Raw genomic sequence first — 26,138 nt, 5'->3', positions numbered from 1 at the left:
GGCCCCCCGCACACTCAGCCCGCGGGGGGCCGCTGCCAGTTCGGCTCGATGGTGAAGTTGCCCTCGGTGGCGACGTTCACTGTTCCTGCACGCTAGCGACGACCACCGACAATCCTCGGGCCCGGCTGGGCCAGCCGCTCCGTGATCGCTCGGGCGCACTCGGTGGGCCGGGTGCGGGTGGTGTCCACCTCCAGGTCGTAGTGGACGCCTTGGTGCACCCTTTCCGCCTGGTCCTCGGCCATGCCTGTCGTCCGATCGGGCCGGGCCCGCTCGCGCAAGGCCGCCTCGGCCGGGTCGCAGCGAACTCCGACCCAGAGTACGTCCAGGCCCAACAGGGCCTCGCGCCAGCGCTGTTGGGACTCCGATCCGGAGAGGAACACGTCGTCGACGATCACGCCCGCCCCCGCCCGCACGGTGGCGGCCACACCGGCCATCCAGGCGGCCTCCAGCCGCCGGAAGGTGTCCCCGACGGTGACGGTGCCGTCCCCGCCGAGCTCGATCCCGGCGTCCCCGGCCAGCAGTTCCGGGGGCATCGCCTCGATCAGCCCGTCGATCCCGAACGTCAGCCAGGGCTCCGGCAGTTGGGCCTGCAACGCGCGCGCGAGGCTGCTCTTTCCGCTGCTGGAACCGCCGTTGAGCACGATCACCCGAATGGTCATCGGACCACGGTACCCGCCTCGGGTGCCCACTCCTGACCGGAGAGCGGGGTCCGCAGCTCCGCCAGGTACTGGAGGTGGTGGTCAACGGCTTCCACCGCCCGGCCGCCGGCCCGAACGGCGAAGTCGTGGCAGCCGAACAGGTAGGCGTGCGCGGCGAACAGTATCGCCGCCGCGGCGGGCTCCGTTCCTCCACCAACGCCGACAGCTTCTGCCACGGGTCCATTCGAGCCACCTCCGGGTCGTGATGCCCGCGTGCCCACGCCGGCAACGACCATGATCCCAAGCGCCGGTGACAGCCGCCCTCACCACTGATGGGCGTCGAAATCCACTGGCACGGGCGCCAGTTGGCCGACGTGGGCGACCAGGGCGCGCAGTTGCTCGGCCATCTGTTCGGCGGGCAGGTGGTTGCGGTCTCCGTGGCCCGGGAGGATCCACTCGAACCGGAGGTGGGGTGCGACGCGGGCCAGTGAGGCGGCCTGTTCCTCGATGGAGTACCAGGTGACGTGTTCGGCGACGGCCAACGCCCCGGCGGCGCGCGACCAGTAGAGGCTGTCGCCGCTGAAGCAGTACCGGTCGTCGGCGAGGAACAGCACGCTGCCCTCGGTGTGGCCCGGCAGGGGGTGAGCGACGACGCCCTCGGCGATCTCGACCGGATCGGTGCCGCGCAGCACCCGGTCGGCGTCCGGCGAGGAGTCCAAGTCGCCCTCGTGGATCCAGAGTCGAGCACCGAAGCGGTCCGCGTAGACGCGGCCGTGCGCGGCGTGGTCGCGGTGGGTCAGGAGGACGTCGGTCACCCGCCCGTGCTTCTCGTAGCGGGTGGCGAGCGACTCCGACCAGCGCGGCGTGTCGATCATCATCACGGTGCCGTCCGGCCGCCGCAGCAGGTAGGAGTTGGCGGCGGCCGTGCGCCGCGAATTGTGGCCGCAGAGCAGGACGTTGGCGTCGATGGCGAGCGGGAACGGGTCCGCCGCCGGGTCCGGCGGGCCCGAGTGCCGGCGGATCGAACGGGTGTGGCAGGCGAACGCGGCGGCATTCACGGCCGCCAACTCCGTTGCGTCGCGTGGCTGTCGCACCAGTTCGGAGCCCCGGCCCACCTGCACGATCAGGCCCGGCGCGAGCTGCCGCGCCACGTCGCACCCGGTGCATCGGTCGTCCACGTACCAGTCTTCGCCCATGGCTGTCCTCCGGAGAGTCGATTTCCGTCAACGGGCCGGTGCGGCCCGGCACTTCAAGAGGTATCCCGAGCGGGGCGAAAAGTGGAAGAGGCGTAGATCTTGTGATTCGGCGAGAGTGACGCTCTGACTACGGACGGCTCGCAATCCGGCCGGACGCCTCAGTAGAGGAACGGCGGCGCGGGGAGCGCGAGAGCGTTGCGCACCAGCAGGTCCGCGCCCAGGGATCGACCCATCAGCCAGGCCGGCAGGGCATGTTGCGGCCCGCCGACCACCGGCTGACGCGGCCCGGAGGTGCCGTACGTGGCGCCGGTGTCGGTGGCGTGCAGTCGCATCGCGGGTGCGTGCTCGCGTGCGGCGAAGGAGGCCACCACCCGGCCGAGCATCGCCTCGACGAACTCGGCCGGCCAGTGGGCCGGCGTGTAGCCCGCGTCCAAGTCGGCGGGTAGCCCGCGTCCAAGTCGGCGTGGTGGACCAGCACTTCGCGCAGCCGGGCATCGGCGGCGCGCAACGCGGGGCGCGCCTGGCCGCGAGTCCAGCGGACGGTCCGGTGCCACACCTCGGGCGGCATCCACCGGCACTCGGCCTCGAATGCGACGGCGCTGCCCCGGAGGTCGGCCGGCAGCTCGGCCGCGCCGCGACCCGCGCCCGCCTCGATCTGCTCGTCCCGGGCGGCCAGGCTCGGGTACTCCGCCGCTTCCATCCCCGTCCGTGCCCAGCCGAGCAACCGCCGGCCACCGTCGGCGTTGCGCGCCAGTTGGGTCAGCACGTGCCCGCGCGACCAGCCCGGCAGCAGCGGCGGCGCGCGGACGTCGGCGTCGGTGAACCCGGACGCCGTCCGAAGCGGTTGGCCGGTCGCGGCGGCGAGCTGCTCCAGCACCGCCGCCGGGTCGAAGTCGGTGGAGTCGGTCGTCCCCCGGACATGCCCGGCACACCCCTCCCCCGCATCGGACCCGGACCAGCACCGTCGCCGGTCAGCGCACCGCAGTCGGCCTCAGCGCGGGGCCAGGCCGTCCACCACCAGGTCCACCAGGGAGGACAGGAACTCGGCGGTGACGGGCTCCCCGAGCAGCAGGTGGCGCGCGAACAGCGGGCTCATCAGCGCCTCGACCGCCGCCCGGGCATCGACGTCCGGCCGGATCTCGCCGCGTTCGGCGGCCCGGCGCAGCAGGATCTCGGCGCGTTGCAGCCGCTCGGCCCAGTAGGCGTCGCGGCCGCTGCGGGTCTCGGCGGTGGCCGGGGCGATGCTCAGGTGGAGCAGCGCGGGGCCTTCGGGGGTGTCGAGGAAAGCGCCGAGGGCGGTGAGGAGTTGGCGCAGGTCCTCGCGGAGGCTGCCGGTGTCGGGCAGTGGCAGGGCGTGGTCGGTGTAGTCGGCGAGTGCCTCGCGGAGCAGGTGTTCGCGGGTGCCCCAGTTGCGGTAGACGGACGTCTCGTGCACGCCGGCGGCCGCCGCGACGGCCGAGACGCTGGCGGCGTCGAGTCCGCCCTCGGCGAGCAGGCGCACGGTGGCGTCGAGCACGGCCCGTCGCATGGCGGCGCCGCGCCGGCGCAGTGGGGTGGCGGACCTCCCCTCGGGCAGTGCGTCGCCGGTCGAGTCCGGCCCCGCAGGCCCGCCCGGCTTCTTCGTGGATCCCGTCCGCTTCTCCTTCGACACGCTCGAAGCCTAACGCAGGCCTCCTTGCATTGCGGTGTGTCGCGTCGTAGCCTCAGCAATGCAAGTCGCCTTGCGATACACCCCGGCAGGGCGCTGCGGCAACGAGGCCGCCGACGAGTTCGCCGTCGGCCGGAGAGGATCGACCATGGCCCGGATGCGTGCCGTCCGTCTGCACCTGCCCACCCGCAAGCTGAGCGTCGAGGAGGTGGAGCGTCCCGTCCCCGGCGCCGGCCAGGTGCTGATCAAGGTCGAGGCGGCCGGCGTCTGCCTGTCCGACGTGCACCTGATCGAGGGCTCGCTCACCCCGCTGTACCTGCCGGGCGAGAGCGTCACCCTCGGGCACGAAGTCGCGGGCACCGTCGCCGAGTTGGGCCCGGACGCGGGCGCCTGGCAGGTCGGCGACCGGGTCGTGCTGCAGGCCGGCGAGAAGCGCGACGGCATCACCTGGACGCGCGGTGTGGACTACGACGGCGGCTGGGCCGAGTACGCGCTCGCCCGCAAGGACACGCTGATCCGGCTGCCCGAGTCGATCCCGTTCGAACAGGGATCGATCATTCCGGACGCGGTCTCCACCCCGTGGGGCGCCATCACCACGACCGGCCAGATCCGCCCGGCCGAGCCGGTCGGCGTGTGGGGTGTCGGCGGTCTCGGCGCGCACGGCGTGCAGCTGCTGCGGGCGATCGGCGCGAACCCGGTCATCGCGGTGGACCCGTCCCCCGCCGCCCGCGAGCGGGCCCTCGCCTTCGGCGCGGACCTGGTCCTCGACTCGGCCGACCCGGAGCTCGCCGCAAAGATCGGCGCCGCGACCGGCGGGGCCGGCCTGGCCGCCGCGTTCGACTTCGCCGGCGTCCCCGCCGTGCGCGAGCAGGCGCTGACGGTACTCGGCGCGCACGGGCGCCTGGTGCTCGTCGGCCTCACCGACCAGCCGCTGACGGTCGCCAACAGCGTCCGGTTCTCCTACCTCCAGCAGCAGATCCGCGGCCACTACGGCTCGGAGGAGGACGCCGTCCCGCAGCTGATCGCGCTCGCCGCCGGCGGCCGGCTGGACTTCTCCCGCTCGGTCAGCGAGGTGCTCCCGCTGGAGCAGGCCGCGGAGGCCGTCGAGCGCCTGCACACCAAGCAGGGCAACCCGATCCGCCTGATCCTCAAGCCCTGACGTCCAGCCAGTTGGCCCGGCCCGTCCCCTCATCTCCCGGGGCGGGCCGGGCTGTTTGCGTTCGAGCGCACTCCAACTCCTACGGTGTCCGTCGTTCCCCCGACACCGACCGACCGCTGGAGACCGCTCATGACCCCCACCGCCGCGCACCCCGAAGCCACCACCCGCCAGCAGCGTTTCGAGCACGGCCTCGACGTCCTCGGCCGGATCGACGGCGAGGCGGGCGAGAACGTGCTCGCCGCCCTGTCCGACGTCTCGCCCGAGCTCGCCCACCAGGTCGCCGCCTGGGGCTTCGGCGAGATCTACTCCCGCCCCGAACTCGCCCCGCGCGATCGCCAGTTGGTCACCCTCGGCATGCTCACCGCGCTCGGCGGCTGCGAGCCGCAGCTCCGGGTGCACGTCAACGCGGCGCTCAACGTCGGCCTGACGCCGCAGGAAATCGTCGAGGCGCTGCTGCACTCCGCCGTGTACTGCGGCTTCCCGCGCGCCCTGAACGCCACTTTCGCCGCCAAGCAGGTCTTCGCCGAACGCGGCCTGCTGCCCGTCGTCCCCGCGTGACCGTCCATGCGTACGCGTACGCCCGCTCGGCGCACGGGAATTGCGGCGGCTCCGTCGGGAAGCGAGGTTGGGCCCGGGGCACTTCGGCCCCGCTCACCCCAATCCCAAGGAGTCACCCGTGCGACGTCTCGCAACCGTGCTCGGCACCCTCGCCACCGCGGGCACCATCGCCCTCACTCTGCCCGGCGCGGCCCTGGCGGCCAATGGAACGCTCGTCATCGCTCCCAACCAGACCATCAGTAATCCGAGCGGCTGCTACAACGCGCAGATCTTCCCGCTCATCCTGCGCAACGACACCGACGAGTACGCCCTCGTCTACGACGGCCCGAACTGCACCGGCCAGGTGATCGCGGTCGTTCCTCCGGGCGGCAGCACGACCCAGGAGTTCGGCGCCAGCGTGTTCATCAAGTAGCGACGGCCCGGCCCACTCCCGGCAAGCGGGGTGCCCAGCTGCCCTCCAGGCAGAAACGCAGCTGACAACCGCCGCTGCCTTCGAGACCATCGGGCCGTGACCACAGAACCGCACCTGCTGTCCCTCCGCCTCGTCGTGCCGCCGCTCGGAGACCGGGTGGCCACAGCGGTGGAGTGCCGGCCGATCGTCGACGGACGGGACGTCCTGGCCGAGGTGTTCGACGAGGGACCGGCCGTCGATCCCCGCGATCTGCTGGGCCCGGAAACGCCGCTGCTCGCAACCGACACCCCTCGCGAGGTGCGGCTCGCCGAGGCCGGCTGCACCGAGGCCTGCTGCGGCGCGATCTACGTCACTGTCCGGCGCGACGGGCCGCACGTGGTCTGGGACGGCTGGCGCAACCCGGTCGATGCCGAGGGCGTCGACCTCCCGGAATTCCGGTTCGACGCCGCCCAGTACGCGGCCGAGCTCCGCCGGGCCGGGGCGGATCACTCCTGGGAATGGCCGGCCCGAACAGTCGCCAGGCTGCTGGCGGAACGACTCCGGGAGCGCACCGAGTGGCTGACCGCCTGGGAGTGCGAGCTGCAGGACGTCTCCGCCTGGCCTTGGGAACCCGACCGGATCAACGTGCTGTTCTTTCACCCCGGCCGCGCCGCGATCAGCGAGGACCGCCCCTGGCTTCAGTTCAAGCTCACCGTCCTGATCTCGGCCGACCGCCCCGCCGACCAGGCGGAAGCCCTTGAGGCGCACCTCACGGCCGAGGATCCTCGCGAGGTCGCCGGGGTCTGCGGAGGTTCGAAGAAGTTCGCCGATCAACTCGGCTACCCCTGGCCCGGACCTCGACGGCGCCCTCGCGGGTCCGTGTGACGGTAGCCCCTCGAGGTCCGCCGCCCCATGAACACCTCTCGCGGACAGCATCGGAAGGCTGCCATGAATCTCAGGATCACGCTCAACCGCGTCAAGTGCGTCAACACCGAGAACCAGAGCGGAGCCGACGATTTCTACGTGGTGGGAGCCACCGTCGCCGGAGGAAAGACCCAGCCGGCTCTGGTCTCCCCCATGCAGATCAAGGACGGGCAGGAGCTTCCGTTCCCCGCCGACCAGCGCGTGGTCTTCAACGGCCCTGTCACGGACACCGATACGCTGCACCTCGGGCTTGCCGCATACAACCAGGACTCGAAACGCGACTGGCAGCGGCGCGGGGACGCGGCCGCCAGAATCACCGCCGCGGCGGGGGCGCTACCCGTCCCGACCGGCGAGCTGCTCGTGTCGACCGCGGGCACGGCGGCGAATGCGGTCCTCGGCGGACTCGACCCGGACGACAAGCTGGGGCAACTCGCCCTGGACGTGCCGATCAAGGACCTGAAGCCGGGTACCGACAAGAAGTGGACGTGCAGCTCGAAGCCGGGCGCGGCCAACTCCTGGCAGTACGAGGTGTATTACACGGTCGAGAAGGCGTGAGGGTCCGCCCGCCGGGTCCGCGGACGGCACCCGGCGGCTTCCCCTTCCCTGCTTGCGCGGGCCGGAATTCCGTTCGCAGCGGAACGGGCCCGTGTTGAATACTCGCGGCATGACACTGCACGAGGACGAGATCCCGACCGACGAATCCGTGGTCCGCAGCCTGCTGGCCGAGCAGCGGCCAGAGTGGGCCGAGCTGCCGATCCTCGCGGCGGGGTCGGGCACCGACAACCGGATGTTCCGGCTCGGGGACGAGTTGCTGGTGCGGCTGCCCCGGACGCCTGGGACGGCCGGCGCGGTGCGCAAGGAGCAGGTGTGGTTGCCGCGGCTGGCAGCGGAGTTGGCGTGCGGGGTACCGGAGCCGGTGCACGAGGGGGTGCCGGGGGGCGGGTTCCCGTTGCCGTGGTCGGTGTACCGGTGGATCGAGGGCACCGAACCCGGTCCGGATTCGGTGCCCAACTGGGCCGCGTTCGGGGCGGAGTTGGCGGCGGCGGTCCGCAGTCTGCACGCCGTCCCGCTGCCGGACGAGAGCGAGTGGGGCGGCCTGCACTGGTACCGGGGTGGGGAGTTGACGGCCATCGCCGACGCGATCGACGAGTACTTCGCCCAGGCCCGCGCCCTCTCCGGCCTCGACCTGGACCTCGACCGGCTCCAGGCGATCTGGCACCAGGCGCTCACCCTGCCCGCCCCGTCCGGCCCCCGGGTGTGGCTGCACGGCGACCTGAAGCCGTCCAACCTGCTGGCCCGGGACGGCCGGCTGCACGCGATCATCGACTTCGGCTGCCTGTCGATCGGGTTCCCGGACGCCGAACACGCCCCGCTGTGGGACTTCCCGGCGGCCGCCCGCCACGCCTACCGGGCGGCGCTGGACCTCAACGAGCAGACCTGGCAACGGGCTTGTGGCTGGGCAGTGGCCGCGGCAATCAGCGGGGTGCCGTACTACTGGACGAGCAACCCGGCCTTCGTCGCCGAGTGCGTCGCCCGCCTGCGCGCCGTCCTGGACGACCCGGCCGGGCTCTGACCGCCCCGCCGCCGGTCAGCGCTCCGGCACCACCGCATGGGCCAGCACGGAGAGTTCGAACGGGCGCAGCGCGTCGGTCCGCGATTCCCACACCTGGGCGTCCACGGTGTCGCACTGCCGCAGGTGGGCGAGCGGAAGCAGGCCGTGGGCGCCCAGCAGGGCGTCCATCTCCTCGACGGTGAGGAACGTTCGCCACGGCTCGCCGCCCTCGGCGGCCGCGGCCTGCACCTGCTCGGCGTAGGTCTGCCCGGCCGGGTCGCGGTGTTCGGCGGGCAGCAGGTATTCGGCGATCAGTTCGGTGCCCGGCGCGAACTCACCGATAGTGGAGAGCACTTGGCCGATCGCCTCGACGCTGAGATACATGGTGACACCCAGCCAGCTCACCACGGCCGGCCGCTGCGGGTCGAAGCCGGCGGCCGTCAGCGCGGCGGTCAGGGCGCAGGCGCCGCCCTGTTCGAGGTCGAGCGGGACGAAGGACACCGCCGGCGGGACGGTGATCCCGGCGGCGGTCAGGCGGTTCCGCTTCCAGCTCTGGGTGCGAAAGTGGTCCACCTCGAACACCCGGATGCCGCAGGCGAGTTCACTGCGGCAGGCGAAGGAGTCCAGGCCGGCGCCGAGCAGGACGTACTGGTCGATGCCGCGCCGGGCCACGGCCTCGGCAAGGCGGCCCTCGGCGCAGCGGCTGCGGGTGACGGCGATGGTGCGGGCGCCGGCCAGGATCGGGTGGGTGCCGAACTGGCGGTGGTAGCCGATCAGTTGCTCGGCGCTGTCGCCGAGGAGGGTGACCGCGAGGGTGTCGGCGAAGATCGGCGGCTGCTGGTCGACGAGCAGGTGGGCGGCTCGGGCGGCGGCCGACATCAGGGCGGTCCGGCTGGGCTGGTGGGTGTTCGACTGTGCATGGCTTTCCATGCCCAGAAACACTAATACCACTTTCTGACAGCATATCATATTCAACAATTTTTCGATAGTGCCATTCAGTGTGCTTTCCGCAACAATTCCCGTGCGGGGCGCCAGTCTTGCGTGATAGGCAGGTGCAATGGATTTCACTCCCGCCTTTCCGGCGCTGCTGAACCAGATCGACGAACACTCCGCGATGCTCCGCCACACCATCGCCACCGCGCCCGACCCGCACGCCACCGTCCCCAGCTGCCCGGACTGGCAGCTACCCGACCTGCTCGCGCACCTCACCGTCGTCCAACGCTTCTGGACGGCCGCCGTCACCACCGGCCCCGGCTTCGTCCCGATCAGGATCAAGCCGGACACCGACCTCTCCCCCGAACAGGCGCTGGCCGGCTCGGCAGAGGCAACTTCCGCCCTCCTCAAGGCACTTCGCGAAGCAGGGCCGCAACGGCCCTGCTGGACGTGGTGGCAGGAAGCCGACGCCCCGCAGGACACCGGGGCGGCCGCCCGGCACCAGGTGCAGGAGGCCGCCGTGCACGCCTACGACGCCCAACTCGCCGTCGGCACACCGCAACCGGTCGCACCGGCCGTGGCCGTCGACGGCATCGACGAGTTCCTCGCCCTCTCCTGGGGCACCGCCACCGGCTGGCAACACGGCCCGGCCCGCATCCGCCTGCGCACCGACGAGGGCCCGAGCTGGCTGGCGGAAATCACCGCGTCCGGCCCGAAGCGCCTCGCCCCGGACGAGGACCCCGTCGCCCTCGAACTCATCGCACCCGCCAGCGAATTGCTACTCACTCTGCACCGCCGCCACCCACCCACGGCGGTCCGCGTCACCGGCGACGACCCGACCCTCCTCCCCCACCTGCTCATCTGGCCCCGCCTGGGCTGAGTCCGCAACGAGGCCCCAACGAGGCCGCGACGAAGCCGCGCCGGACGGAGCGACACCGTTCGCTCCCTCCGATCAAGGAATCGTCCTTAGTGCTCTGGCTGAAAACGTTTACCGGGTTCGGCCGTAGGCTGGCACGATCGGTTCGTGAATCTTTCTGAGGGCCTGGCGGGCTGGACCGATTGGGATGGTGCTGCCTTCGTGGCGGGCCGCTCGTTGGGCATCTTTGACGAGTCCGTGACGTTCGCACAGGTCAAGTCGGTGTTCTGGACTGACAACCCATTGGGTGATGCGTTGCACGAGGTGCTTCTTCAACTGGTTGCAGCGGGGGTGCTGAGGCGACGGGAGGAACCGGACGAGCAGTTCCGATGGTCAGGCCGCAGTTTGTAGGGGTCTGCCGCCCCAGTGGATGCCTTTCTCGCTGCGGATGCGGGCGCGCTCCTTGCGTTGTGCGGCCAGGACATCGGGGTGCCGGGCGTTGGCGTTGTGCCAGCGCAGGTAGGCATGCAGCGCGCGGGTCTGGACCGTGTGGTTCGGATGGTTCGAGTTCGCCAGGGTGAACTGCCGCAGCGGTCCGAAGTGCGCCTCGATCGGATTGGCCCAGGACGCGTTGGTCGGAGTGAAGCACAGGTGGACGTTGTTGTTCTTCGCCCAGCGCAGGATCCTCTTGCCGTTGTGGGCGGAGAGGTTGTCCAGGATCACGTAGACCGGTGCGCCGTCCGGGCGGGCGGCTCGGATCGACCTGAGCGCGGCCAGGGTGTTCGCCGTGCCCTTGCGGCGATGGTTGATGCCCCACAGGGTGTCGTCGCCGACCGAGTAGCAACCGTGGAAGTAGGTGACGCCTTGGGTGCGCGTGTAGGTGGCAGGCAACCGGTCGGGGCGGCCTTGCTCGGCCCAGCCGCTGCCGGCGGTGGGGCGGATGCCGAGCGGCCCGAACTCGTCGAACGCGAACGTGCGGTCGGGAAAACGTTCCAGGACGTGCTCGATCCGGTCGAGTTTCGCGTCGTGGTCGGGGTCGGTGGACTCCTTCCAGGTCTTGGTGCGCTGGAAGGTGACGTCCCGTCGGGCCAGCAGGCATCGCAGGGCCTCGCGGCCGATCCTGATGACCCGGCTGTGGACCTTGCGCTGGTAGGCGAGCAGTTTGCGAATCGACCAGCGGGTGAAGGGCTGCCCGAGTTTCGTCGGGCGGGTGATGGCCGTCTGGACGACGAAGTCCTCGTCGTCAGTACTGAGAAGGCGGGGACGGCCTCCCGCCCACCGAGGGTCCAGGCAGGCCAGGCCGATCTCGTTGAACCGGTGGATCACGTCCCGCACCGTGTCCTCGTCGGCCTGGACCAGCTGGGCGATGACCGGCACTCGGTTGCCGCCGGCGGAGGCCAGCAGCATCATCGCCCGCCGGTAGCGCACCGTGTTCGTGCTGCCTCGGCGCACGATTCGCTGCAGCTGCTGCCCCTCCTGATCTGTCAGCCTGCGAACCCTGACCGGCTCCGCCACCATGCCTCCCCATACCGAATCGGACGTCGGTCCACATCCAACCGGTTCAGGCGTCGCCACCACCAACCCGGCGAACCTATGCGGTCACAGCACTAGTGGAGCAGGCAGCGTCGCACCGGCCCGGGCCGGTGCGACGCCGTTGTCGTCGTCCCCGCGCCGGAAAGAGTTACGGGCCGACCGGGATGGGCTTGGCCCCGATGCGGGCGCACGCCTGCTCCGGGCTCAGGCCATCAGCGGGGTAGATGACCGGCCCGCCGGGGGCATGCGGGTCACGGTGGTAGCCGCCGTCGGGGTCCGTGACGTCGGCACCTGGGTGGAAGCATGCGGTGAAGGACGTCGGCACGGGCTCGGAGGGACCCCACATCTGCGTCCACTGCCGGGCGCAGGATGCACCCGGATTCCGGGAATCGAAGCCCTTCGTGGTTGACACCTCGGCGAGGTCCGCGTCCGGGGAGAGCGTCCGCGCGCACATCGCGGTTCGCCCCGGCTCACTCCACGGCAGCCCGCCTGCGGCAGCCATGGCGCCACCGCCTGCCACCATGGCCAGTAGCGCGCCGCCGACCACCACCGTCCGCGACGGCCGCCTCCGCTCGGCCGGGGCCTGTGCCTGGCTCAGCACCGAATCGAGGACCTGCTGCCCCTGAGGTGATTGCGCCCAGCCCTCGGCGTCCTGCGGGCGTAGCTGCTGGATGGTGTTCAGCACCGGGTCGTTCCTCACGCGGGTACCTCCGAGTTGATGGTGGTGAGAGACGCTTGCTGTTCCAGAGCCGTGCGGAACCGCTTTCTGGCGCGGTGGAGGCGGAGCGTGTAGGCCGCCCTGCTGCAGCCCAGCGCCGTGGCGGCCTGCTGCGCGGTCAGGTCGTACCAGCCGGCGAGTAGCAGGACTTCTCGGTCGGTCTCGGTCAGGAGCATCAGCACCCGGAACACGTGTTCGCGGTCCGCGACGCGGTCCTCGAAGGCCGTCGAAGGAGCGTCGTTCAGCACCGCTTGTATGCGTTCCGCGAGCGCCTGGCGCCGCAGGTCCGAGCGCACCCGGTTGGCCAGCAGCCGGCGTGCCGCCGCAAGCAGCCACGGCAGCGCATCGTCCGGCACCGACTTCTGCTTGCGCCAGGCCAGCAGGAACGTCTCCGACACGATCTCCTGCGCGGTATCACGATCCGTGCGGTGCACCAGGTAGCCCATCACCCGGTCGGCATGGGCCCCGTACAGTGCCTCCAGCCACCGATGCCGCTCCCGCGGATCCTCTTGACCTGGCATGTGCGCCCTTCCTCTGAAACAGCTGTCACCAGGAAATGTCCGGCACAGCGCCAACCATTACAGCGGCGGTGTCGGTGACGATCGTCTCCGGGCGCCGCCCGCCGTCGCGGTCGTAGAGGACGTCCAGCACGTACAGCGAGTCGCGCGGGTGCTGGCCACCACCTTCCCACCCAGCCCGGCGGCCTGGTCGTTGATCATGTTGAGCCAGGTCGCGCCGCCCCGGCGGGTCGTCAGGTGCACCCGCACCGGCCCGCGCCGCAGCCGGTCCGGCTCCGAGACCCGCGCTCCGGCCGGCACCGCCGACAGCTCGTCCAGCATTGGCCGCCGGCCCGGTGTCAGCATGCCGCGCAGGGTCTCCCACAGTCGCTGGTTCTCCTGTAGAGGGTGTCCTGTTCGGCTACCAGTCGCCCCGAGCGCACTACCGCCGTCGTCGCGGTCGGCCGCTCTCCCGGGGGTCGTCCGCGGCGTCGGCAGCTCCGTGCGCGGTCTGCGCGGCGGTCAGGACGAGGAAGCTGCCGATCACGGCGAACGCCGCCGGGACGCCGGTGAAGATCCGGATCTCGGCTCCGCGTCGCCGCGCGTACTCGTTCGCGTCGATCCGGACCGGCACCAACTTCTGTCCGTGCGAGCCGGGTTCACGCTTCGTCCAGTAGTGGCCGGACTCGTCGTTGCGGACCTCCGCCGCGTCACCGGCGGTGGCCAGCCCGATGGCGATCAGGCAGACCGCGATGGCGTAGCAGAGCCGCACGCCGCGCGGCAGCAGCCACAGGTACCTGAGGAGGCCGAAGCCGCTGCCCCGGCGCAGGAACCGCACCGACCAGGAACGCACCAGCGCCGTGCCGAAGACCAGCACGATCGCGCCGAGCGTCGGGGCCCACAGCCACGCCGGGGCCGCCCAGCGCAGCGGGGGCGCGGTGGCGGCCAGGCAGAGGAGTTCGACGGCGCAGAGGACCCACGCCGCGACGAAGTGCACCCGGTGACTGCCCCGCAGAACGTCCACGCCCCACCCCCGTTCACCCGAACCGCCCGCGCAGCCTATCCCCGGCGCCCACCCGCCCGGCACCCCTTCCGGGGCCGGACAGGCCCTAGACTGCCCCACATGTCATGCCGCATCAGCGAGTTGATCCTGGACTGCGCCGACCCCGAACTGCTCGCCGCGTTCTGGTGCGAGGTGCTCGGCTACGTCGAACTGGGCCGCGAGCCCGACGGCGGCATCGAGATCGGGCCGCCCGGCACCGGCTTCGGCGGCCCGCAGCCCACCCTGATCCTCAGCCCCACCACCGACCCGCGCCCGGCCAGGCTGCCCCTGCACCTCGACGTCAGCCCCACCGACCGTGACCAGGACGCCGAACTCGCCCGCCTGCTCGCCCTCGGCGCCAAACCCGCCGACGTCGGCCAGACCGGCGAGGAGAGCTGGCACGTCCTCGCCGACCCCGAGGGCAACGTCTTCTGCCTCCTGCGCGCCCGCGTCCCTGCGGTCTGAACGCGCTACGCCAGGCTGCTGTGCGGGGCCCAACCCGTGGCAGCGGCCCAGGAGTTGGCGACGGCTATGACGAGGTCGACGACCGGGTCCTTGACGTCGGAGTAGGTGTCGATGTCACCGACCGCGCCCGCCAGCACGGTCTTGAACTGTGCATAGGCGGGCACCGCCTCGGGGTGCGCGCGGAACCAGTCGCGGAAGAGCAGCGCCAGGCGCTCGTTGGGAGAGCCGAACAGCCGGACGTGCAGGTTGCAGTCGGCGCCGGCCTGTCCACGGCGCAGCCACAGCCGCTTGGCCCACCGGCCGGGGTCGTCGTCCAGCCCGGCCGGGACGTGGTCGCGCTGGTACGGGGAGCACCGGAATCCCATCGCGGCCAAGGGCCCGTCAAAGGCGCGTTCGGCTTCGGCGAGATCGGTGACGCTGATCTGGAGGTCGAAGACCGGCTTCGCGGCCATGCCGGGGATCGCGGTGCTGCCGATGTGCTCGACGTGCAGGGGCAGCGGCGCGAGTTCCGCGCGCAACTCGGCGGCGAGGGCAAGTCCTTGCGCCTGCCAGGCTGGGTCGTAGGGGGAAACCACGATGGGCTGAAGGTCGGCCATTCGCCCCACTCTAGTTCGTGCGGCCCGGATCGCCCGTGGGCCCGGGGATGTAAGGGATGCCCCTACCCCGGAGGCACCCGGGTACGTCTCGCGGGCGAGGGCCGCCTCGTCCCGTGGAGCGATGACCGGCCCACGCCGTGACGGCAGCGTGGGGCCATGACGGAGAACACGAAACTGACGGATCGTCAGTCTCGCGCGAAAATGCGCCGGTTGGCCTCGGGGGCGCTCGCCCTCGGGCTGGCGGCCGGGCTGTTGACCGCGCTCACGCCCGCCTCGGCACAAGCCGCCGCCGACACCGAACTGACGGCAGGCCAGGGGGCCGGCTGGACCGCCAAGATCCGGCGGACCGAGTACGGCGTCCCGCACGTGCTCGCGCAGGACTTCGGCGGCCTCGGGTACGGCTACGGCTACGCCTTCGCGCAGGACAACCTCTGCGAACTCGCCGACCAGGTGGTCACGTTGCGCGGCGAGCGCTCGCGCTGGTTCGGGGCCGACGGCCGGTCCTCGGACCGGACCGGCAACCTGGACAGCGACACCTACCAGCGGGGCCTGCTACAGGCCGGGACGGTGCGGCGGCTGATGGCCGAACCCGCGCCGCTCGGCCCGACCGGTGAGGCGCGGCAGCTGGTCGACGGGTACGTCGCGGGGTACAACCGCTACCTGCACGACACCGGCGTCGACCACCTTCCGGACCCGTCCTGCCGGGGGAAGGGCTGGGTCGGGCCGATCACCGCCGAGGACATCTGGAGCGTCCTCTACAACGTCAACACCATGTCGGGCGTGGCCAAGACCCAGTTCGCCGAGGCCGTCCCGGGCGCCGGAGCCACCGCCGCCCAAGCCGCCACCACCACCGCACCCGCCGCACCCGCCGCACCCGCCGGAGCCACCGCCGCCCAAGCCCCCACCGTTGCGCCCTGGTCGCACAGCGCGGACGACACCCCCGACACCGGCAGCAACGCCTGGGCGATCGGACGGGACGCCGACCGCGACGGCCACGGTCTGCTGCTGGCCAACCCGCACCTCCAGTGGACCGGCCCGGAGCGGTTCTACCAGGCGCAGTTGACCATCCCCGGCGTCGTGGACGTCGCCGGCGCCGGCCTGTACGGCCTCCCGTTCATCCAGATCGGCCACACCAAGGGCCTCGCCTGGACGCACACCACCAGCTACGCCGACCACGCGACCCTGTACCGCCTGTCGCTGGTGCCGGGCGACCCGACCGCGTACCTGGTGGACGGCAAGGCCGAGCGGATGACCACGGAGACCGTAAAGGTCACCGTCCGGGCCTCCGACGGGACGCTCTCCACCGTCGACCGCAGCCTCTACCGGTCCCGGCAGGGCTACGTGCTGGCCGACGGCTGGACCGGCGAGCAGGCCTACACCCTGCGCGACTCCAACGCCGGCAACCTCCGCTCGCTCAACGAGTGGCTGGCGGTGAGCCGTTCGCAGAACCTCGACCAGCTTAGGCAGGCCCAGCGCACCTACCAGGGCAACCCGTGGGCGTACACCACGGCCGTGGACTCCACCGGCACCGCCTACTTCACCGACTCCTCCGCCGTCCCGCACCTGCCCGACGCGCAGCTGACGCGCTGCCTGGTGCCCGGCCCCTGGTCCACCGGTGTGCTGGACGGTTCGACCACCGCCTGCGACCCGGGCAGCGACCCGGACGCACTGGTGCCCGGCATCTTCGGCCCGGCCAACCACCCCGCGCTGACCCGCACCGACTACGTGGCCAACTCCAACAACGGGCCCTACCTGACCAACGCGGACGCGCCGATGGCCGGCCTGCCCACCGTCTACAACGCCGCTCAACGGATCGCCACGCGGCCGCAGTTGGGCCTGCGGATGATCGCCGAGCGGCGGGCCGGCACCGACGGCCTCGGCGCGCCCGGCTTCACCCTCGACACGCTCCGGGCCACCATGTTCGGCAACCGCGTGCAGAGCGCCGAGCTGGACCGCGACGACGCCGTCGCCCTGTGCCGCGCCCACCCGGCGCTCACGGCGTCCGACGGCACCCCGGTCGACGTGCGCGCCGCGTGCGACGTGCTCGCCGCCTGGGACACCCGGGCCGACGCCGACAGCCGCGGCACCGTCCTGTGGCAGGCGTACCGCGACGCGCTGGCGGGCACCCGCACCATGGCCTGGCAGACCGTCCCGTACGACCCGGCCCGGCCGCTGACCACCCCGCGCGGGATCGCCGCCGACAACGCCGACGCGCAGCGCGCGTTCGCCGACGCCGTCCGCCGCCTGGCGGCGGCCGGGCTGCCGGTGGACGCCCCGATCGGCGCCGTCCAGCGCTGGGCCGGCATCCCGCTGCACGGCTGCGCCGGTCAGCTCGGCTGCTTCAACGTGCTGACCGCCCAGCCGAGTTCGGGCGCGGGCGGCGGCACCTACCCGGCGGCCGGTGCGGGCGTTCCGCACGGCTCCAGCTTCCTGATGGCCACCGAGCTGACCCAGCAGGGCCCGCGCACCCGGACGCTGCTCGCCTACGGGCAGTCGGCCGACCCGACCTCCCCGCACTTCACCGACCAGACCCGCCGCTACGCCGCCAAGCAGTGGGTGACCGAGCGCTTCACCGAGGCCGAGATCCGTTCCGCCCCCGGCCTCACCGTCACCACCTTGCACCGCTGACCGCACCGGCCCCGGGCCGTCGCCGTTCCCCGAACGGCGGCGGCCCGTGCGTGTTCGGCGGCCGGTCCGGCCTATGATCTGCGGCCACTGGACGTCTCCTCAGGGCGTCCTGCGTCGCCGAATTGGGGTGTGCCGTGGCCGGGTTGGTGCTGTCGCGTCGGGATCTGGACTTCCTGCTGTTCGAGTGGCTGGGTGCGGAGGCGTTGACCGGGCGGGAGCGGTTCGCCGAGCACGACCGGGAGACGTTCGAGGCGGTGCTGGACCTCGCGGAGGATCTCGCGGCACGGCACTTCGCCCCGCACAACCGCCGCAACGATCTGGAGGAGCCCCGGTTCGACGGGGAGCGGGTGGTGCTGCATCCGGAGGTGAAGCCGGCGCTGGAGGCGTTCGTCGCCTCGGGGTTGATGTCGGCGGCGATGGACCACGACCTGGGCGGTCAGCAGTTGCCGACGCTGGTGACGAACGCCTGCATGGCGTGGTTCCAGGCGGCGAACGTGGGGACGGCGGCGTACCCGTTCCTCACCGTTGCGAACGCCAATCTGCTGGCGGTGTACGGGACTTCGGAGCAGCGCGAGCGGCTGGTGCGGCCGCTCGCGGCGGGGCGGTTCTTCGGGACGATGTGCCTCTCGGAGCCGCAGGCGGGCTCCTCGCTGGCGGATGTCCGGACCAGGGCCGAGCCCCAACCGGACGGCAGCTACCGGCTGTTCGGCACCAAGATGTGGATCTCCGGCGGCGACCACGAGTTGAGCGAGAACATCGTGCACCTGGTGCTGGCCCGGACCCCGGGCGCGCCGGCGGGCGTGAAGGGTCTGTCGCTGTTCGCGGTGCCCAAGTACCTGGTGGAGGCGGACGGTTCGCTCGGCGAGCGGAACGACGTGGTGCTCGCGGGGCTGAACCACAAGATGGGGTACCGGGGCACCGTCAACACGGTGCTGAACTTCGGCGAGGGCCGCCACCTTCCGGGCCAAGCGCCGGGTGCGGTGGGCGAGTTGGTGGGTGAGCCGCACCGCGGGCTGGCGTGCATGTTCCACATGATGAACGAGGCGCGGACGGGCGTCGGACTCGGCGCGGCGGCCCTCGGCTGCACCGGCTACCTGCACGCACTCGAGTACGCCCGTACCCGCCCGCAGGGCCGCCCGCTGACGGCCCGCGACCCGTCCGCACCGCAGCTGCCGATCATCGGGCACCCGGACGTCCGGCGCCTGCTGCTCACCCAGAAGGCTTATGTGGAAGGGGCGTTGGCGCTAAGCCTGTACTGCAGCCGGTTGATCGACGAGCAGCGCACGGCGCCGGACCCGGCCGCGCGGGCGGCGGCGGGGCGCCTGCTGGAGGTGCTGACGCCGGTGGCGAAGAGCTGGCCCGCGCAGTGGTGCCTGGCGGCGAACGACCTGGCGATCCAGGTGCACGGCGGGTACGGCTACACCCGGGACTACCCCGTGGAGCAGTTCTACCGGGACAACCGCCTGAACGCGATCCACGAGGGCACGCACGGCATCCAGGCCCTCGACCTGCTGGGCCGAAAGGTCGTCCTGGACGGCGGCGCGGGCCTGACCGCGCTGCTCGGCGCGTTCGCCGCCACCACGGCACGGGCTGCTGAACTCGGCGGCGAGGCAGCCGAGTTCGCGTCCGCGCTGGACGCCGCCGCCGCACGGATCCGGCACACCACCGGCGCGTTGTGGTCGGCGGGAGACCCGGACGTCGCGCTGCCGAACGCCTCGGTGTACCTGGAGGCGGTCGGACACGTGGTGCTGGCCTGGATCTGGCTGGAGCAGTACCTCGCCCTGGGCACCGCCGACACCCCCTTCCACCACGGCAAGCGACAGGCCGCCCGCTACTACCTCCGCGTCGAACTCCCGCGCACCGGACCGCAGTTCGACCTGCTGGACGCGCTGGACCGGACGGCCGCCGACACGCCGCCGGAGTGGTTCTGAGCGATCTCCCGGCGGCCTCCGGAAATGCGGGCTAGCATGCTAGCAATCTAGCGAGCTAGCATGGGCTCGTGAGCGATGCGGACGTCAAGCAGTTCAACGTGTACCTCCCGCTGGGGCTGATCAGGCAGGTCAAGATCCACGCGATCGAAACGGGCATGTCACTGTCCGCTCTGGTCGCGGCGGCCTTGCGCGCCTACCTCGAAGACGCCGGCAAGCACGCCGGCAAGCAGCCCTCTTCCGAAAAGGAGTCCTGACATGGCAACCGAAGGCTTCGAGGCGGTCTTCGTGGAGACCCACAACTGGGGCAGGAGCGCCAAGTTCTTCCAGGAACTGGGCTACCGACTGGAGCCCACCAGCGGCGACGGCTCCGGCGTGTTCCGCAACGGCGACGGCCCCTACCTGGTCGTGGTCGAGATCCCCGAGGACCGGCAGCCCGGCGTGCAGCTCGCACTGAAGGTGCCCGACCCGGACGGGTTCCGTCCCGACCCGGTCGTCGAGGTCGTCACCCCGTTCCAGGACACCCACTACGGCACCCGCGAGATGACCGTCCGGGACCCTGACGGCCGGGTGTGGAGCCTCCAGGCCCCCGCCAAGAACTGACGCACCGCCCGCCCCCTCCTCCGAGTCGGAACGCTCCGAGTCGGAACGAGGGGGCGCTTTCCGTGGGGGACACGCGAGGAGGGAAAGCGAAATGAGTCGTTGGCGCGGCAATCCCTGGGCAGTGCTGGTCACGCTCAGCCTGGGGTTCTTCATGACCCTGCTGGACCTGACGGCCGTCAACGTGGCCATCCCCAGCATGATCGGCGACCTGCACGCCTCGCTGGACGAGATGCTGTGGGTCATCAACGTCTACATCCTGGTGCTCGCCGCACTGCTGATCACGTTCGGCCGGCTCGGCGACGTACGCGGGCCGCGCGCGATGTTCGTCGGCGGTGTCGCCCTGTTCACCGCGGCGTCCGTACTGTGCGCGCTGGCCCGGGACCCGGGCCAACTGATCGCCACCCGGGCCCTGCAGGGCCTCGGCGCGGCGGCGCTGATGCCGCAGACCATGACCATCATCATCGGCACCTTCCCCGCCGAACGCCGGGGCACCGCGCTGGGCGTGTGGGGCGGCGTCGCGGGCGTGGCCACCATCGCCGGGCCGACCCTCGGCGGGTTGCTGGTCAGCGCGGCCGGCTGGCGGTGGATCTTCCTGGTCAACGTCCCGATCGGGGCGCTGGTGCTGGCGATGGCCGTGGCGCTGGTGCCCGACCTCCGGCCCGGCAGCCGCCGACGAGTCGACGTGGTGGGGGTGGTCCTCGCCGCAGCGACGCTGGTGTGCCTGACCTTCGCACTCACCGAGGGCCAGCGGTATGCCTGGAACGCCGGAATCCGGTCGCTGTTGGGCGCGTCGGCCGTGCTGCTGGTGCTGTTCCTGCTCCACCAGCGCGCCCGGCAGAACGGTGAACCGCTGCTCCCGTTCGCGCTCTTCCGGGACCGCGACTTCGCGGTGATGAGCTTCGTCGCCGCGACCGTCCAGGTCGGCATGCTCGGCCTGTTCCTCCCGGTGATGATCTACCTCCAGTCGGTGCTGGGCTTCAGCGCCCTCGCCGCCGGGCTGGTGATGGCGCCGGCCATGCTGGTGTCGGCAGTGCTGTCGCCGGTCGCGGGGCGTCTGGCGGACCGGGTCGGCGGCACGTACGTCCTGATGGCCGGGCTGACGCTGTTCGCGGCCGGAATGGCCTGGCTCGCCGCAGTCACCGATGTCGGCCGCGCCTGGTGGGAGTTCCAGCCCGCGCTGGTCACGACGGGAGTCGGGATCGGCTGCGTGTTCGGTCCGATGGTCACCGTCGCCATGTACCGCGTGCAGCCGTCGATGGCCGGGGCGGCGTCCGGCGTGCTGAACACGATCCGCCAGATCGGCACCGTCCTCGGCAGCGCGGCCGTCGGGGCCGTCCTGCAGAACCGCCTGGCCATCGCCTTGCACGACGAGGCGGTCCGGCGCGCGCCCGACCTCCCGGCCGAGGTCCGCGAACCGTTCCTCGCCGCCTTCCGCAACGCCGCCGGCGCCGGCCAGGAGACCGGCCTCGGCATCACACCCGCCTTGCCCCCGGGCACCCCGGCGGACCTCGCCCGGCAGGTCGACCGGGCCGCGACGGCCGCGTTCGACCACGGGATCGTCCACGCCATGGGGCCGACCCTGGCCCTCCCCATCACGGTCGTCGCACTGGGCGCCGTGGCCTGCCTCCTCGTCCGCCGACACCGGTCCGCCACCACCGTGGTGGCCGCGGCCGCGCGACCCGAGCCGCGACCGACCCCGAAGTAGCCCGGGCCGGGACCGCCGGTGACGGCTCGTAGCACCGTTCGCTGCTCGTCTAGGGTGATGGCGATTCGCAGCGTGAACAGGGGGCGTCGTGGAGCGGTCACGGCTGGTGGGGGTTGGTGGGCCGGGCGGTCCGGGTTCGGGGTGGGCGGTCGGTGGGCGGCTGGTGTTGACGTCCGCTCATGTGGTGTGCGGGGACGGGCCGTTGGAGGTGTTCCGGCCGGCGGGTGCGGGGCCGGTCGGCGCCGAGGTGCTGTGGTGCGGCACGCCGGGCGGGCGGGACGATGCGGCGCTGCTGCTGCTCGACGAGTCGTTGTGGGCGGAGCCGCCCGGGCCGGTGCGGTGGGGGCGGTTGGTGACGGACCGTCCGGGGACGGCCTGCGAGACCTGGGGACTGCCGGACGTCGGCCAGCGCCCGGGGCGTCCGGCCGAAGCGGTGCAGTTGGTCGGGGAGTTGAACCCGGGCACCGGCTACGTCGACAACCGGCACGTGCTGGACCTGCGGCAGCACCCGCCGCAGTGGTCCACCGGCTCCCCGTGGGGCGGTCTGTCGGGGGCGGCGGTGCACTGCGAGGACCTGCTGGTGGGGGTGGTCGCCTCCGAACGGGCGCACTCGGGCGGCGCGCAGCTGAACCTGGTGCCCGCCTATGTTCTGCACCACGATCCGTCGTTCCGTGCCGTGTTGGCGACGCACGGGGTTCCGGCGGCGGCGCTGGAACCGGTCGAGTTGCAGCACCTGGCCGATCCGGCGGTCGCCCCGGAGCGGGCGGCGGGTCCGGTCCGCTCCCCTGCGGCGCTGCTGCGGGCGGCCCGGCAGGTGGTGCCGTTCCACGGGCGGACGGAGCTGCTGGACGAACTGGTCGAGTGGTGCGAACGCGGCGGCTTCGGCGCCTGGTTGCTGCACGGCCCGGGCGGTCAGGGCAAGACCCGGCTGGCGCACGAGTTGGCGGCCCGGCTGTCGGAGCGGCAGTGGGCGGTGCTGTGGCCGCGTCCGGACGCCGGGGCCGAGGAGTTGGCGGACTGTCGGCGGGCGGCGCGTCCGCTGCTGATCGTCCTGGACTACGCCGAGCACCGCACCGAGCAGTTGGCGGCCCTCGTCAAGGCGGCGGCCGCGCACCGCGGTCCGACGGCGTTCAAGCTCCTGTTGCTGGCCCGCACCGACGGCGACTGGTGGCAGCAGGCCGTCACCGCCGACGACGTCGCCCAGGACCACCTGGAGTTCGCCCCGACCCGGCGGCTGGACCCGCTGCTGGACGAGCCGGCCGCCCGCCCGGCCGCGTACCGGGCGGCGCTGGACGCGCTGGCCACCGCGCTGCCGTTCGTGGACGGCCAGTCGGGGCCGGACTGGACGGGCGTCGCGGCTGCGCTGCCGGTGCCCGCCGAACTCGGCCGGGCCGGGTACGACAATGCGCTGACCCTCCAAATGGCCGCACTCGCCGACCTGCTCGACACCACCGGCTCGGCCGACTTCGCCGGTCGGCCGGGGGCCGCCGTGGTCGAGGACCGGCTGCTGGGCCACGAACGCCGCTACTGGCAACGAACGGCGGCCGCACTCGGCCTCTCCCCCGCACTGTCGCTGCGCGCACTCGACACGGTGGTCGCCGCCGCGAACCTGGCCGGCGCCGCCGACCGCGAGCAGGCCGACCGACTGTGGCGCCAACTCCCGGCACTGGCCGACCAACCCCGCGACCGCCGCGACACGGTGACGGCCTGGCTCGGCGCGCTCTACCTCGCCCCCGCACCCCAGCCGTTCGGCCCGCTGCCGCCCGACCGGCTCGCCGAACGCCACATCGCCCGCGTCCTCGAATCCGACCCGGCCCTGCCCGAGCAGCTGCTGCCCGCCCTCGACGCCCACGGTACCGGGCAGCTCCTCACGGTCTACACCCGCGCGGCCGCCCAACCCGCCACCGCCGGGCGCCTCGACGCCGCGCTGACCGCGCTGTGCGTGCGTCACCACACCACGCTGGCACCGTACTTCGTCCCGCTGGCGACCCGCAGCCCGCACCCGGGGCCGCTGCTGGCCGCGCTGGACGCGATCACCGCCGACCCCGGAACGCCGCTGGACGACCTGGTCGCACTCGACCCGGTGCTCGCGAGCGTCCGCCCGTCCCTCGTGCGCCAACACGGCGAGCTGTCCGAGGTCCTGGCGGTCCGCCTGCGGCAGCCGGCCGCCGCCGACCCCGCCCGGTACGGGCTGGCACTCGCCTCCGCTCTCAACGGACTCGCCCTCTGGACGAGCCGGCTCGGCCGCGCCGAGCAGAGCCTGGCACTGACCGAGGAGGCGGTCGGGCTGTGGCGCACGTTCTTCGAGGCCGACCCGGAACCGCACGCCCGCGGCCTGGCCGGCATGCTCGACAACCTCGCCGCACGGCTCGCCGAACTCGACCGGCCCGCCGAAGCCCTGGCCGCCGCGCAGGAGGCCATCGCACTGCACCGCACCCGCGCGGATGTGGACCCGTCCGGGCTGGCCGACGCGCTCGTCCAACTGTCCACCATCCTCGGCACTCTCGGACGGCACCCCGAGGGGCTGGCCGCCGCACGGGAGGCGTACGACCTGAGCCGACGGCTCGCCGGGGCCGATTCGCAGACGCACGGCCGCCGGTGGGCGATCGCGACCACCCAACTGACCATCCGACTGGGTGATCTCGGCCACCTGACGGAGTGCGCGGAGGTCGCCCGCCAGGCCGTGCGGGTGTACCGGGTGCTCGCCGCGGACGACCCGGACCTCAACACGTCCGCTCTCGCCACGGCGCTCTCCAACGAGTCCCACGCCTGGCGGCTGCTCGGGCGGCCCGACCAGGGGCTGGCCCCCGCGGAGGAGGCGACCGCGCTGCTCCGCCGGCTCGCGGAGAGCAACCCGGACGCCCGCCTTCCCCGGCTCGTCACCGCCCTCACCATCCTCGCCGACCACCTGCACGGACTCGGCCGCCATCCCGAGGCCCTGGCCCGGGCGCGCGAAGCGCTGACCATTGCCCGCGGGCTGCGCGCCGACCCACTGCACACCGACCGCTCCGCCGTCGCAGCGGCCCTGCTCTGCCTCTCCGGCCTCCTGGATGGCGAGCATCAGGCCGGGGAGGGGCTGACGGCGGCCCAGGAGGCGGTCGAGCTGTACCGCGCTCTGAGTGCCGACCGCCCCACCGCATGGACCGCCCGCCTGACCACCGCGCTCGGTCAACTCTCCAACCACCTCCTCCTGCTGGACCGGGTTCCGGAAGCGCTGGCCGCACGCGTCGAGGCGGCGGACCTCCTCGACGCACTGGCCTCACCGGCCTTCCTCCCCCGGCAGGCCGAGGCGCTGGAGGCCCTCGGCCTCCTGCTCACCGTCCTGGGACGGCACGCCGACGCGGTACCCGTCCACGCGAAGGCCGTCGTGGTCTGCACCGCCCTGGCCGAGTCCGCCCCGAGCGCCCACATGCCGCAGCTGGTCCGCGCCCTGATCCGGCTCAGCGAGGAGTTCCGGCTCGCCGGCGACCTCGCCTCGGCCGTCCGACCGGCCCGCCACGCCCTCGATCTCTGCCGCAGCCTGGACGAAGCCGTGTCGAACCGCCATCTCCCGCTGCTGGCCGACGCGTTGATCACCCTCGCGGACTCCCTGGTCGAACCCGGCGAGCTGGCCGAGAGCATCGCCCTGGCCGAGGAGGCGACGGCCCTCCGCCGCACCCTCGCCGCGACCGACCCCGACACCCACCTTCCGCCGCTGGCCCACGCGTTGATCGTGCTGGCCACCCAGTCGGGCATGGCCGGCCGGGTACCGGACGCACTCGCCCCCGCCCTCGAGGCGACGGCCATCTGCCGGAACCTCCTCCGCGCCGATCCCGACCTCCACCGGTCCCCGCTGGCCGCCGCCCTGCGCATCCTCGCCCTGGTCCGACTCAACCTCGGCCACCACGGCCTGGCCCGGGACGCCGCACTCGAAGCACTCGACCTCTACCGGGACCTGGCCGACCAACAACCCGCCGAATTCGACCGCGTGGTGGCCCAGTTCCGCGAGATCCTGGCCTGGATCGACTAACTGCCCTCCCGACCCGGTGACGGGGCCTATTCCGGACAGCTAGTATCCCGAATATGCGGACGAGCGAAGGCGTCGAGTGGGGCCTGCACTGCTGCCTCACCCTGGTATGGCTGGACGAACCCGGCCCGGTGCCGTCGGCCCGGCTGGCGGCGATGTTCGAACTGTCGCCGACGTACCTCAACAAGGTGCTCCAACGACTCACCCGCGCAGGCCTGTTGACCTCCACCCCCGGCCCGCGCGGCGGCGTCCGCCTGGCCCGCGACCCGGGCCGGATCACCATGATGGACGTGGTGACGGCCGTCGAGGGCGCCGACTCCCTGTTCACCTGCGCCGAGATCCGCCAACGCGGCGCCTCCGCAAAGGGCGCCACCACCCGCGAGTTCGGCCGCCCCTGCGGCATCGCCGCCGCCATGCGCCGGGCCGAACTCGCCTGGCGCCGCGAACTCGCCGCCCGCACTATCGCCGACCTCGCGGGGGACGCCCCCGCAGCATCCATCGCCCGCGTCCGCCGCAACTACGCGCGCCTCGCCTCCGCCGCGTAAGCACTCAGGGGGGGGGG

27 protein-coding genes and 2 pseudogenes are annotated in these 26,138 nt (G+C 72.4%); 16 read left to right on the top strand and 13 right to left on the bottom strand.

Annotated features, from left to right (window positions below; all coding sequences use genetic code 11):
- Positions 1 to 92: 92 nt before the first annotated feature.
- The 6 genes and pseudogenes from cpt to ACGFWJ_RS20250 all read right to left on the bottom strand — a co-directional run bounded on the left by cpt (position 93) and on the right by ACGFWJ_RS20250 (position 3,362).
- Positions 93 to 659: a chloramphenicol phosphotransferase CPT gene (cpt, locus tag ACGFWJ_RS20275; protein ID WP_392951352.1), complete on the bottom strand. Its 567-nt coding sequence runs from the start codon at positions 657 to 659 to the stop codon at positions 93 to 95.
- Complete coding sequence (locus ACGFWJ_RS20270) at positions 656 to 874, bottom strand: hypothetical protein (protein ID WP_392951350.1); 219 nt, start codon at positions 872 to 874, stop codon at positions 656 to 658. The genes cpt and ACGFWJ_RS20270 overlap by 4 nt, the downstream gene beginning before the upstream one ends.
- Before the next feature lie 87 nt (positions 875 to 961).
- A complete protein-coding gene (locus tag ACGFWJ_RS20265; protein WP_392951347.1) occupies positions 962 to 1,834 on the bottom strand; it encodes an MBL fold metallo-hydrolase in 873 nt (290 codons plus the stop codon).
- Between the two features lie 158 nt (positions 1,835 to 1,992).
- On the bottom strand, positions 1,993 to 2,268 hold the full coding sequence (locus tag ACGFWJ_RS20260) for a hypothetical protein (RefSeq protein ID WP_392951589.1): 276 nt from the start codon (positions 2,266 to 2,268) through the stop codon (positions 1,993 to 1,995).
- 32 nt (positions 2,269 to 2,300) lie between these two features.
- A pseudogene (locus ACGFWJ_RS20255) lies at positions 2,301 to 2,711 on the bottom strand (maleylpyruvate isomerase N-terminal domain-containing protein); the annotation flags it as partial.
- A 114-nt stretch (positions 2,712 to 2,825) separates the two neighbouring features.
- A complete protein-coding gene (locus tag ACGFWJ_RS20250; protein WP_392951569.1) occupies positions 2,826 to 3,362 on the bottom strand; it encodes a TetR-like C-terminal domain-containing protein in 537 nt (178 codons plus the stop codon).
- Positions 3,363 to 3,630: 268 nt separating this feature from the next.
- On the opposite strand from ACGFWJ_RS20250, the gene ACGFWJ_RS20245 reads away from it, so the two are divergent.
- The 6 genes from ACGFWJ_RS20245 (at position 3,631) to ACGFWJ_RS20220 (ending at position 8,087) form a co-directional block, all read left to right on the top strand.
- On the top strand, positions 3,631 to 4,641 hold the full coding sequence (locus ACGFWJ_RS20245) for a zinc-binding dehydrogenase (RefSeq protein ID WP_392951566.1): 1,011 nt from the start codon (positions 3,631 to 3,633) through the stop codon (positions 4,639 to 4,641).
- A gap of 129 nt (positions 4,642 to 4,770) precedes the next feature.
- The gene (locus ACGFWJ_RS20240) at positions 4,771 to 5,199 is read left to right on the top strand and encodes a carboxymuconolactone decarboxylase family protein (protein WP_392951344.1); all 429 of its coding nucleotides are present in this window, start codon (positions 4,771 to 4,773) and stop codon (positions 5,197 to 5,199) included.
- Between the two features lie 118 nt (positions 5,200 to 5,317).
- Complete coding sequence (locus ACGFWJ_RS20235) at positions 5,318 to 5,611, top strand: hypothetical protein (protein WP_392951341.1); 294 nt, start codon at positions 5,318 to 5,320, stop codon at positions 5,609 to 5,611.
- Positions 5,612 to 5,707: 96 nt separating this feature from the next.
- On the top strand, positions 5,708 to 6,475 hold the full coding sequence (locus ACGFWJ_RS20230; RefSeq protein ID WP_392951338.1) for a hypothetical protein: 768 nt from the start codon (positions 5,708 to 5,710) through the stop codon (positions 6,473 to 6,475).
- Positions 6,476 to 6,502: 27 nt separating this feature from the next.
- A complete protein-coding gene (locus tag ACGFWJ_RS20225) occupies positions 6,503 to 7,069 on the top strand; it encodes a hypothetical protein (protein WP_392951335.1) in 567 nt (188 codons plus the stop codon).
- Positions 7,070 to 7,178: 109 nt separating this feature from the next.
- Entirely contained in the window at positions 7,179 to 8,087 is a 909-nt protein-coding gene (locus ACGFWJ_RS20220) for an aminoglycoside phosphotransferase family protein (RefSeq protein ID WP_392951332.1), read from the top strand.
- A gap of 15 nt (positions 8,088 to 8,102) precedes the next feature.
- Here the strand turns inward: ACGFWJ_RS20220 and ACGFWJ_RS20215 are convergent, their stop codons facing one another.
- The gene (locus tag ACGFWJ_RS20215) at positions 8,103 to 8,996 is read right to left on the bottom strand and encodes a class I SAM-dependent methyltransferase (RefSeq protein WP_392951329.1); all 894 of its coding nucleotides are present in this window, start codon (positions 8,994 to 8,996) and stop codon (positions 8,103 to 8,105) included.
- Positions 8,997 to 9,123: 127 nt separating this feature from the next.
- Here ACGFWJ_RS20215 and ACGFWJ_RS20210 point away from each other — a divergent pair, with 127 nt between their 5' ends.
- Entirely contained in the window at positions 9,124 to 9,879 is a 756-nt protein-coding gene (locus tag ACGFWJ_RS20210) for a maleylpyruvate isomerase N-terminal domain-containing protein (protein WP_392951326.1), read from the top strand.
- A gap of 144 nt (positions 9,880 to 10,023) precedes the next feature.
- Positions 10,024 to 10,266 (top strand): hypothetical protein, encoded by a 243-nt coding sequence (locus ACGFWJ_RS20205; RefSeq protein ID WP_387649629.1) that lies wholly within the window; start codon positions 10,024 to 10,026, stop codon positions 10,264 to 10,266.
- Here the strand turns inward: ACGFWJ_RS20205 and ACGFWJ_RS20200 are convergent.
- From ACGFWJ_RS20200 to ACGFWJ_RS20180, 5 genes and pseudogenes are all read right to left on the bottom strand, one after another.
- The gene (locus ACGFWJ_RS20200; RefSeq protein WP_392951563.1) at positions 10,249 to 11,370 is read right to left on the bottom strand and encodes an IS630 family transposase; all 1,122 of its coding nucleotides are present in this window, start codon (positions 11,368 to 11,370) and stop codon (positions 10,249 to 10,251) included. The genes ACGFWJ_RS20205 and ACGFWJ_RS20200 overlap by 18 nt on opposite strands.
- A gap of 166 nt (positions 11,371 to 11,536) precedes the next feature.
- Positions 11,537 to 12,073, bottom strand: a complete 537-nt coding sequence (locus ACGFWJ_RS20195) for a hypothetical protein (protein WP_392951323.1) — start codon at positions 12,071 to 12,073, stop codon at positions 11,537 to 11,539.
- 11 nt (positions 12,074 to 12,084) lie between these two features.
- On the bottom strand, positions 12,085 to 12,627 hold the full coding sequence (locus tag ACGFWJ_RS20190) for an RNA polymerase sigma factor (protein ID WP_392951320.1): 543 nt from the start codon (positions 12,625 to 12,627) through the stop codon (positions 12,085 to 12,087).
- 61 nt (positions 12,628 to 12,688) lie between these two features.
- Positions 12,689 to 12,852: pseudogene (locus ACGFWJ_RS20185) on the bottom strand (Tn3 family transposase); the annotation flags it as partial.
- A 193-nt stretch (positions 12,853 to 13,045) separates the two neighbouring features.
- Complete coding sequence (locus ACGFWJ_RS20180; RefSeq protein ID WP_392951317.1) at positions 13,046 to 13,627, bottom strand: hypothetical protein; 582 nt, start codon at positions 13,625 to 13,627, stop codon at positions 13,046 to 13,048.
- 99 nt (positions 13,628 to 13,726) lie between these two features.
- On the opposite strand from ACGFWJ_RS20180, the gene ACGFWJ_RS20175 reads away from it, so the two are divergent.
- Positions 13,727 to 14,110, top strand: a complete 384-nt coding sequence (locus tag ACGFWJ_RS20175) for a VOC family protein (protein WP_392951314.1) — start codon at positions 13,727 to 13,729, stop codon at positions 14,108 to 14,110.
- A gap of 5 nt (positions 14,111 to 14,115) precedes the next feature.
- Here ACGFWJ_RS20175 and ACGFWJ_RS20170 read toward each other — a convergent pair whose 3' ends face one another.
- Complete coding sequence (locus tag ACGFWJ_RS20170) at positions 14,116 to 14,706, bottom strand: GrpB family protein (RefSeq protein WP_392951311.1); 591 nt, start codon at positions 14,704 to 14,706, stop codon at positions 14,116 to 14,118.
- A gap of 156 nt (positions 14,707 to 14,862) precedes the next feature.
- Between ACGFWJ_RS20170 and ACGFWJ_RS20165 the strand changes: the two genes are divergently transcribed.
- The 7 genes from ACGFWJ_RS20165 (at position 14,863) to ACGFWJ_RS20135 (ending at position 26,121) form a co-directional block, all read left to right on the top strand.
- Entirely contained in the window at positions 14,863 to 17,334 is a 2,472-nt protein-coding gene (locus ACGFWJ_RS20165; protein ID WP_392951308.1) for a penicillin acylase family protein, read from the top strand.
- A 146-nt stretch (positions 17,335 to 17,480) separates the two neighbouring features.
- Positions 17,481 to 19,265, top strand: coding sequence for an acyl-CoA dehydrogenase (locus ACGFWJ_RS20160; RefSeq protein WP_392951560.1), 1,785 nt, complete (start codon positions 17,481 to 17,483; stop codon positions 19,263 to 19,265).
- 68 nt (positions 19,266 to 19,333) lie between these two features.
- Positions 19,334 to 19,519, top strand: coding sequence for a CopG family transcriptional regulator (locus ACGFWJ_RS20155; protein WP_392951305.1), 186 nt, complete (start codon positions 19,334 to 19,336; stop codon positions 19,517 to 19,519).
- A gap of 1 nt (position 19,520) precedes the next feature.
- Positions 19,521 to 19,865, top strand: a complete 345-nt coding sequence (locus ACGFWJ_RS20150) for a VOC family protein (RefSeq protein WP_387640988.1) — start codon at positions 19,521 to 19,523, stop codon at positions 19,863 to 19,865.
- Positions 19,866 to 19,956: 91 nt separating this feature from the next.
- Positions 19,957 to 21,570, top strand: a complete 1,614-nt coding sequence (locus ACGFWJ_RS20145) for a DHA2 family efflux MFS transporter permease subunit (RefSeq protein ID WP_392951301.1) — start codon at positions 19,957 to 19,959, stop codon at positions 21,568 to 21,570.
- 166 nt (positions 21,571 to 21,736) lie between these two features.
- Positions 21,737 to 25,579: a tetratricopeptide repeat protein gene (locus ACGFWJ_RS20140; protein WP_392951298.1), complete on the top strand. Its 3,843-nt coding sequence runs from the start codon at positions 21,737 to 21,739 to the stop codon at positions 25,577 to 25,579.
- A 53-nt stretch (positions 25,580 to 25,632) separates the two neighbouring features.
- A complete protein-coding gene (locus tag ACGFWJ_RS20135; protein WP_392951295.1) occupies positions 25,633 to 26,121 on the top strand; it encodes an RrF2 family transcriptional regulator in 489 nt (162 codons plus the stop codon).
- Positions 26,122 to 26,138 lie beyond the last annotated feature (17 nt).

It is taken from the genome of Kitasatospora sp. NPDC048407 (genome assembly GCF_043200475.1).
In the GTDB taxonomy this organism is placed as follows: domain Bacteria; phylum Actinomycetota; class Actinomycetes; order Streptomycetales; family Streptomycetaceae; genus Kitasatospora.
Note: the sequence above shows the minus strand (reverse complement) of the source record. Positions and strands in the feature narration are given on the sequence as shown.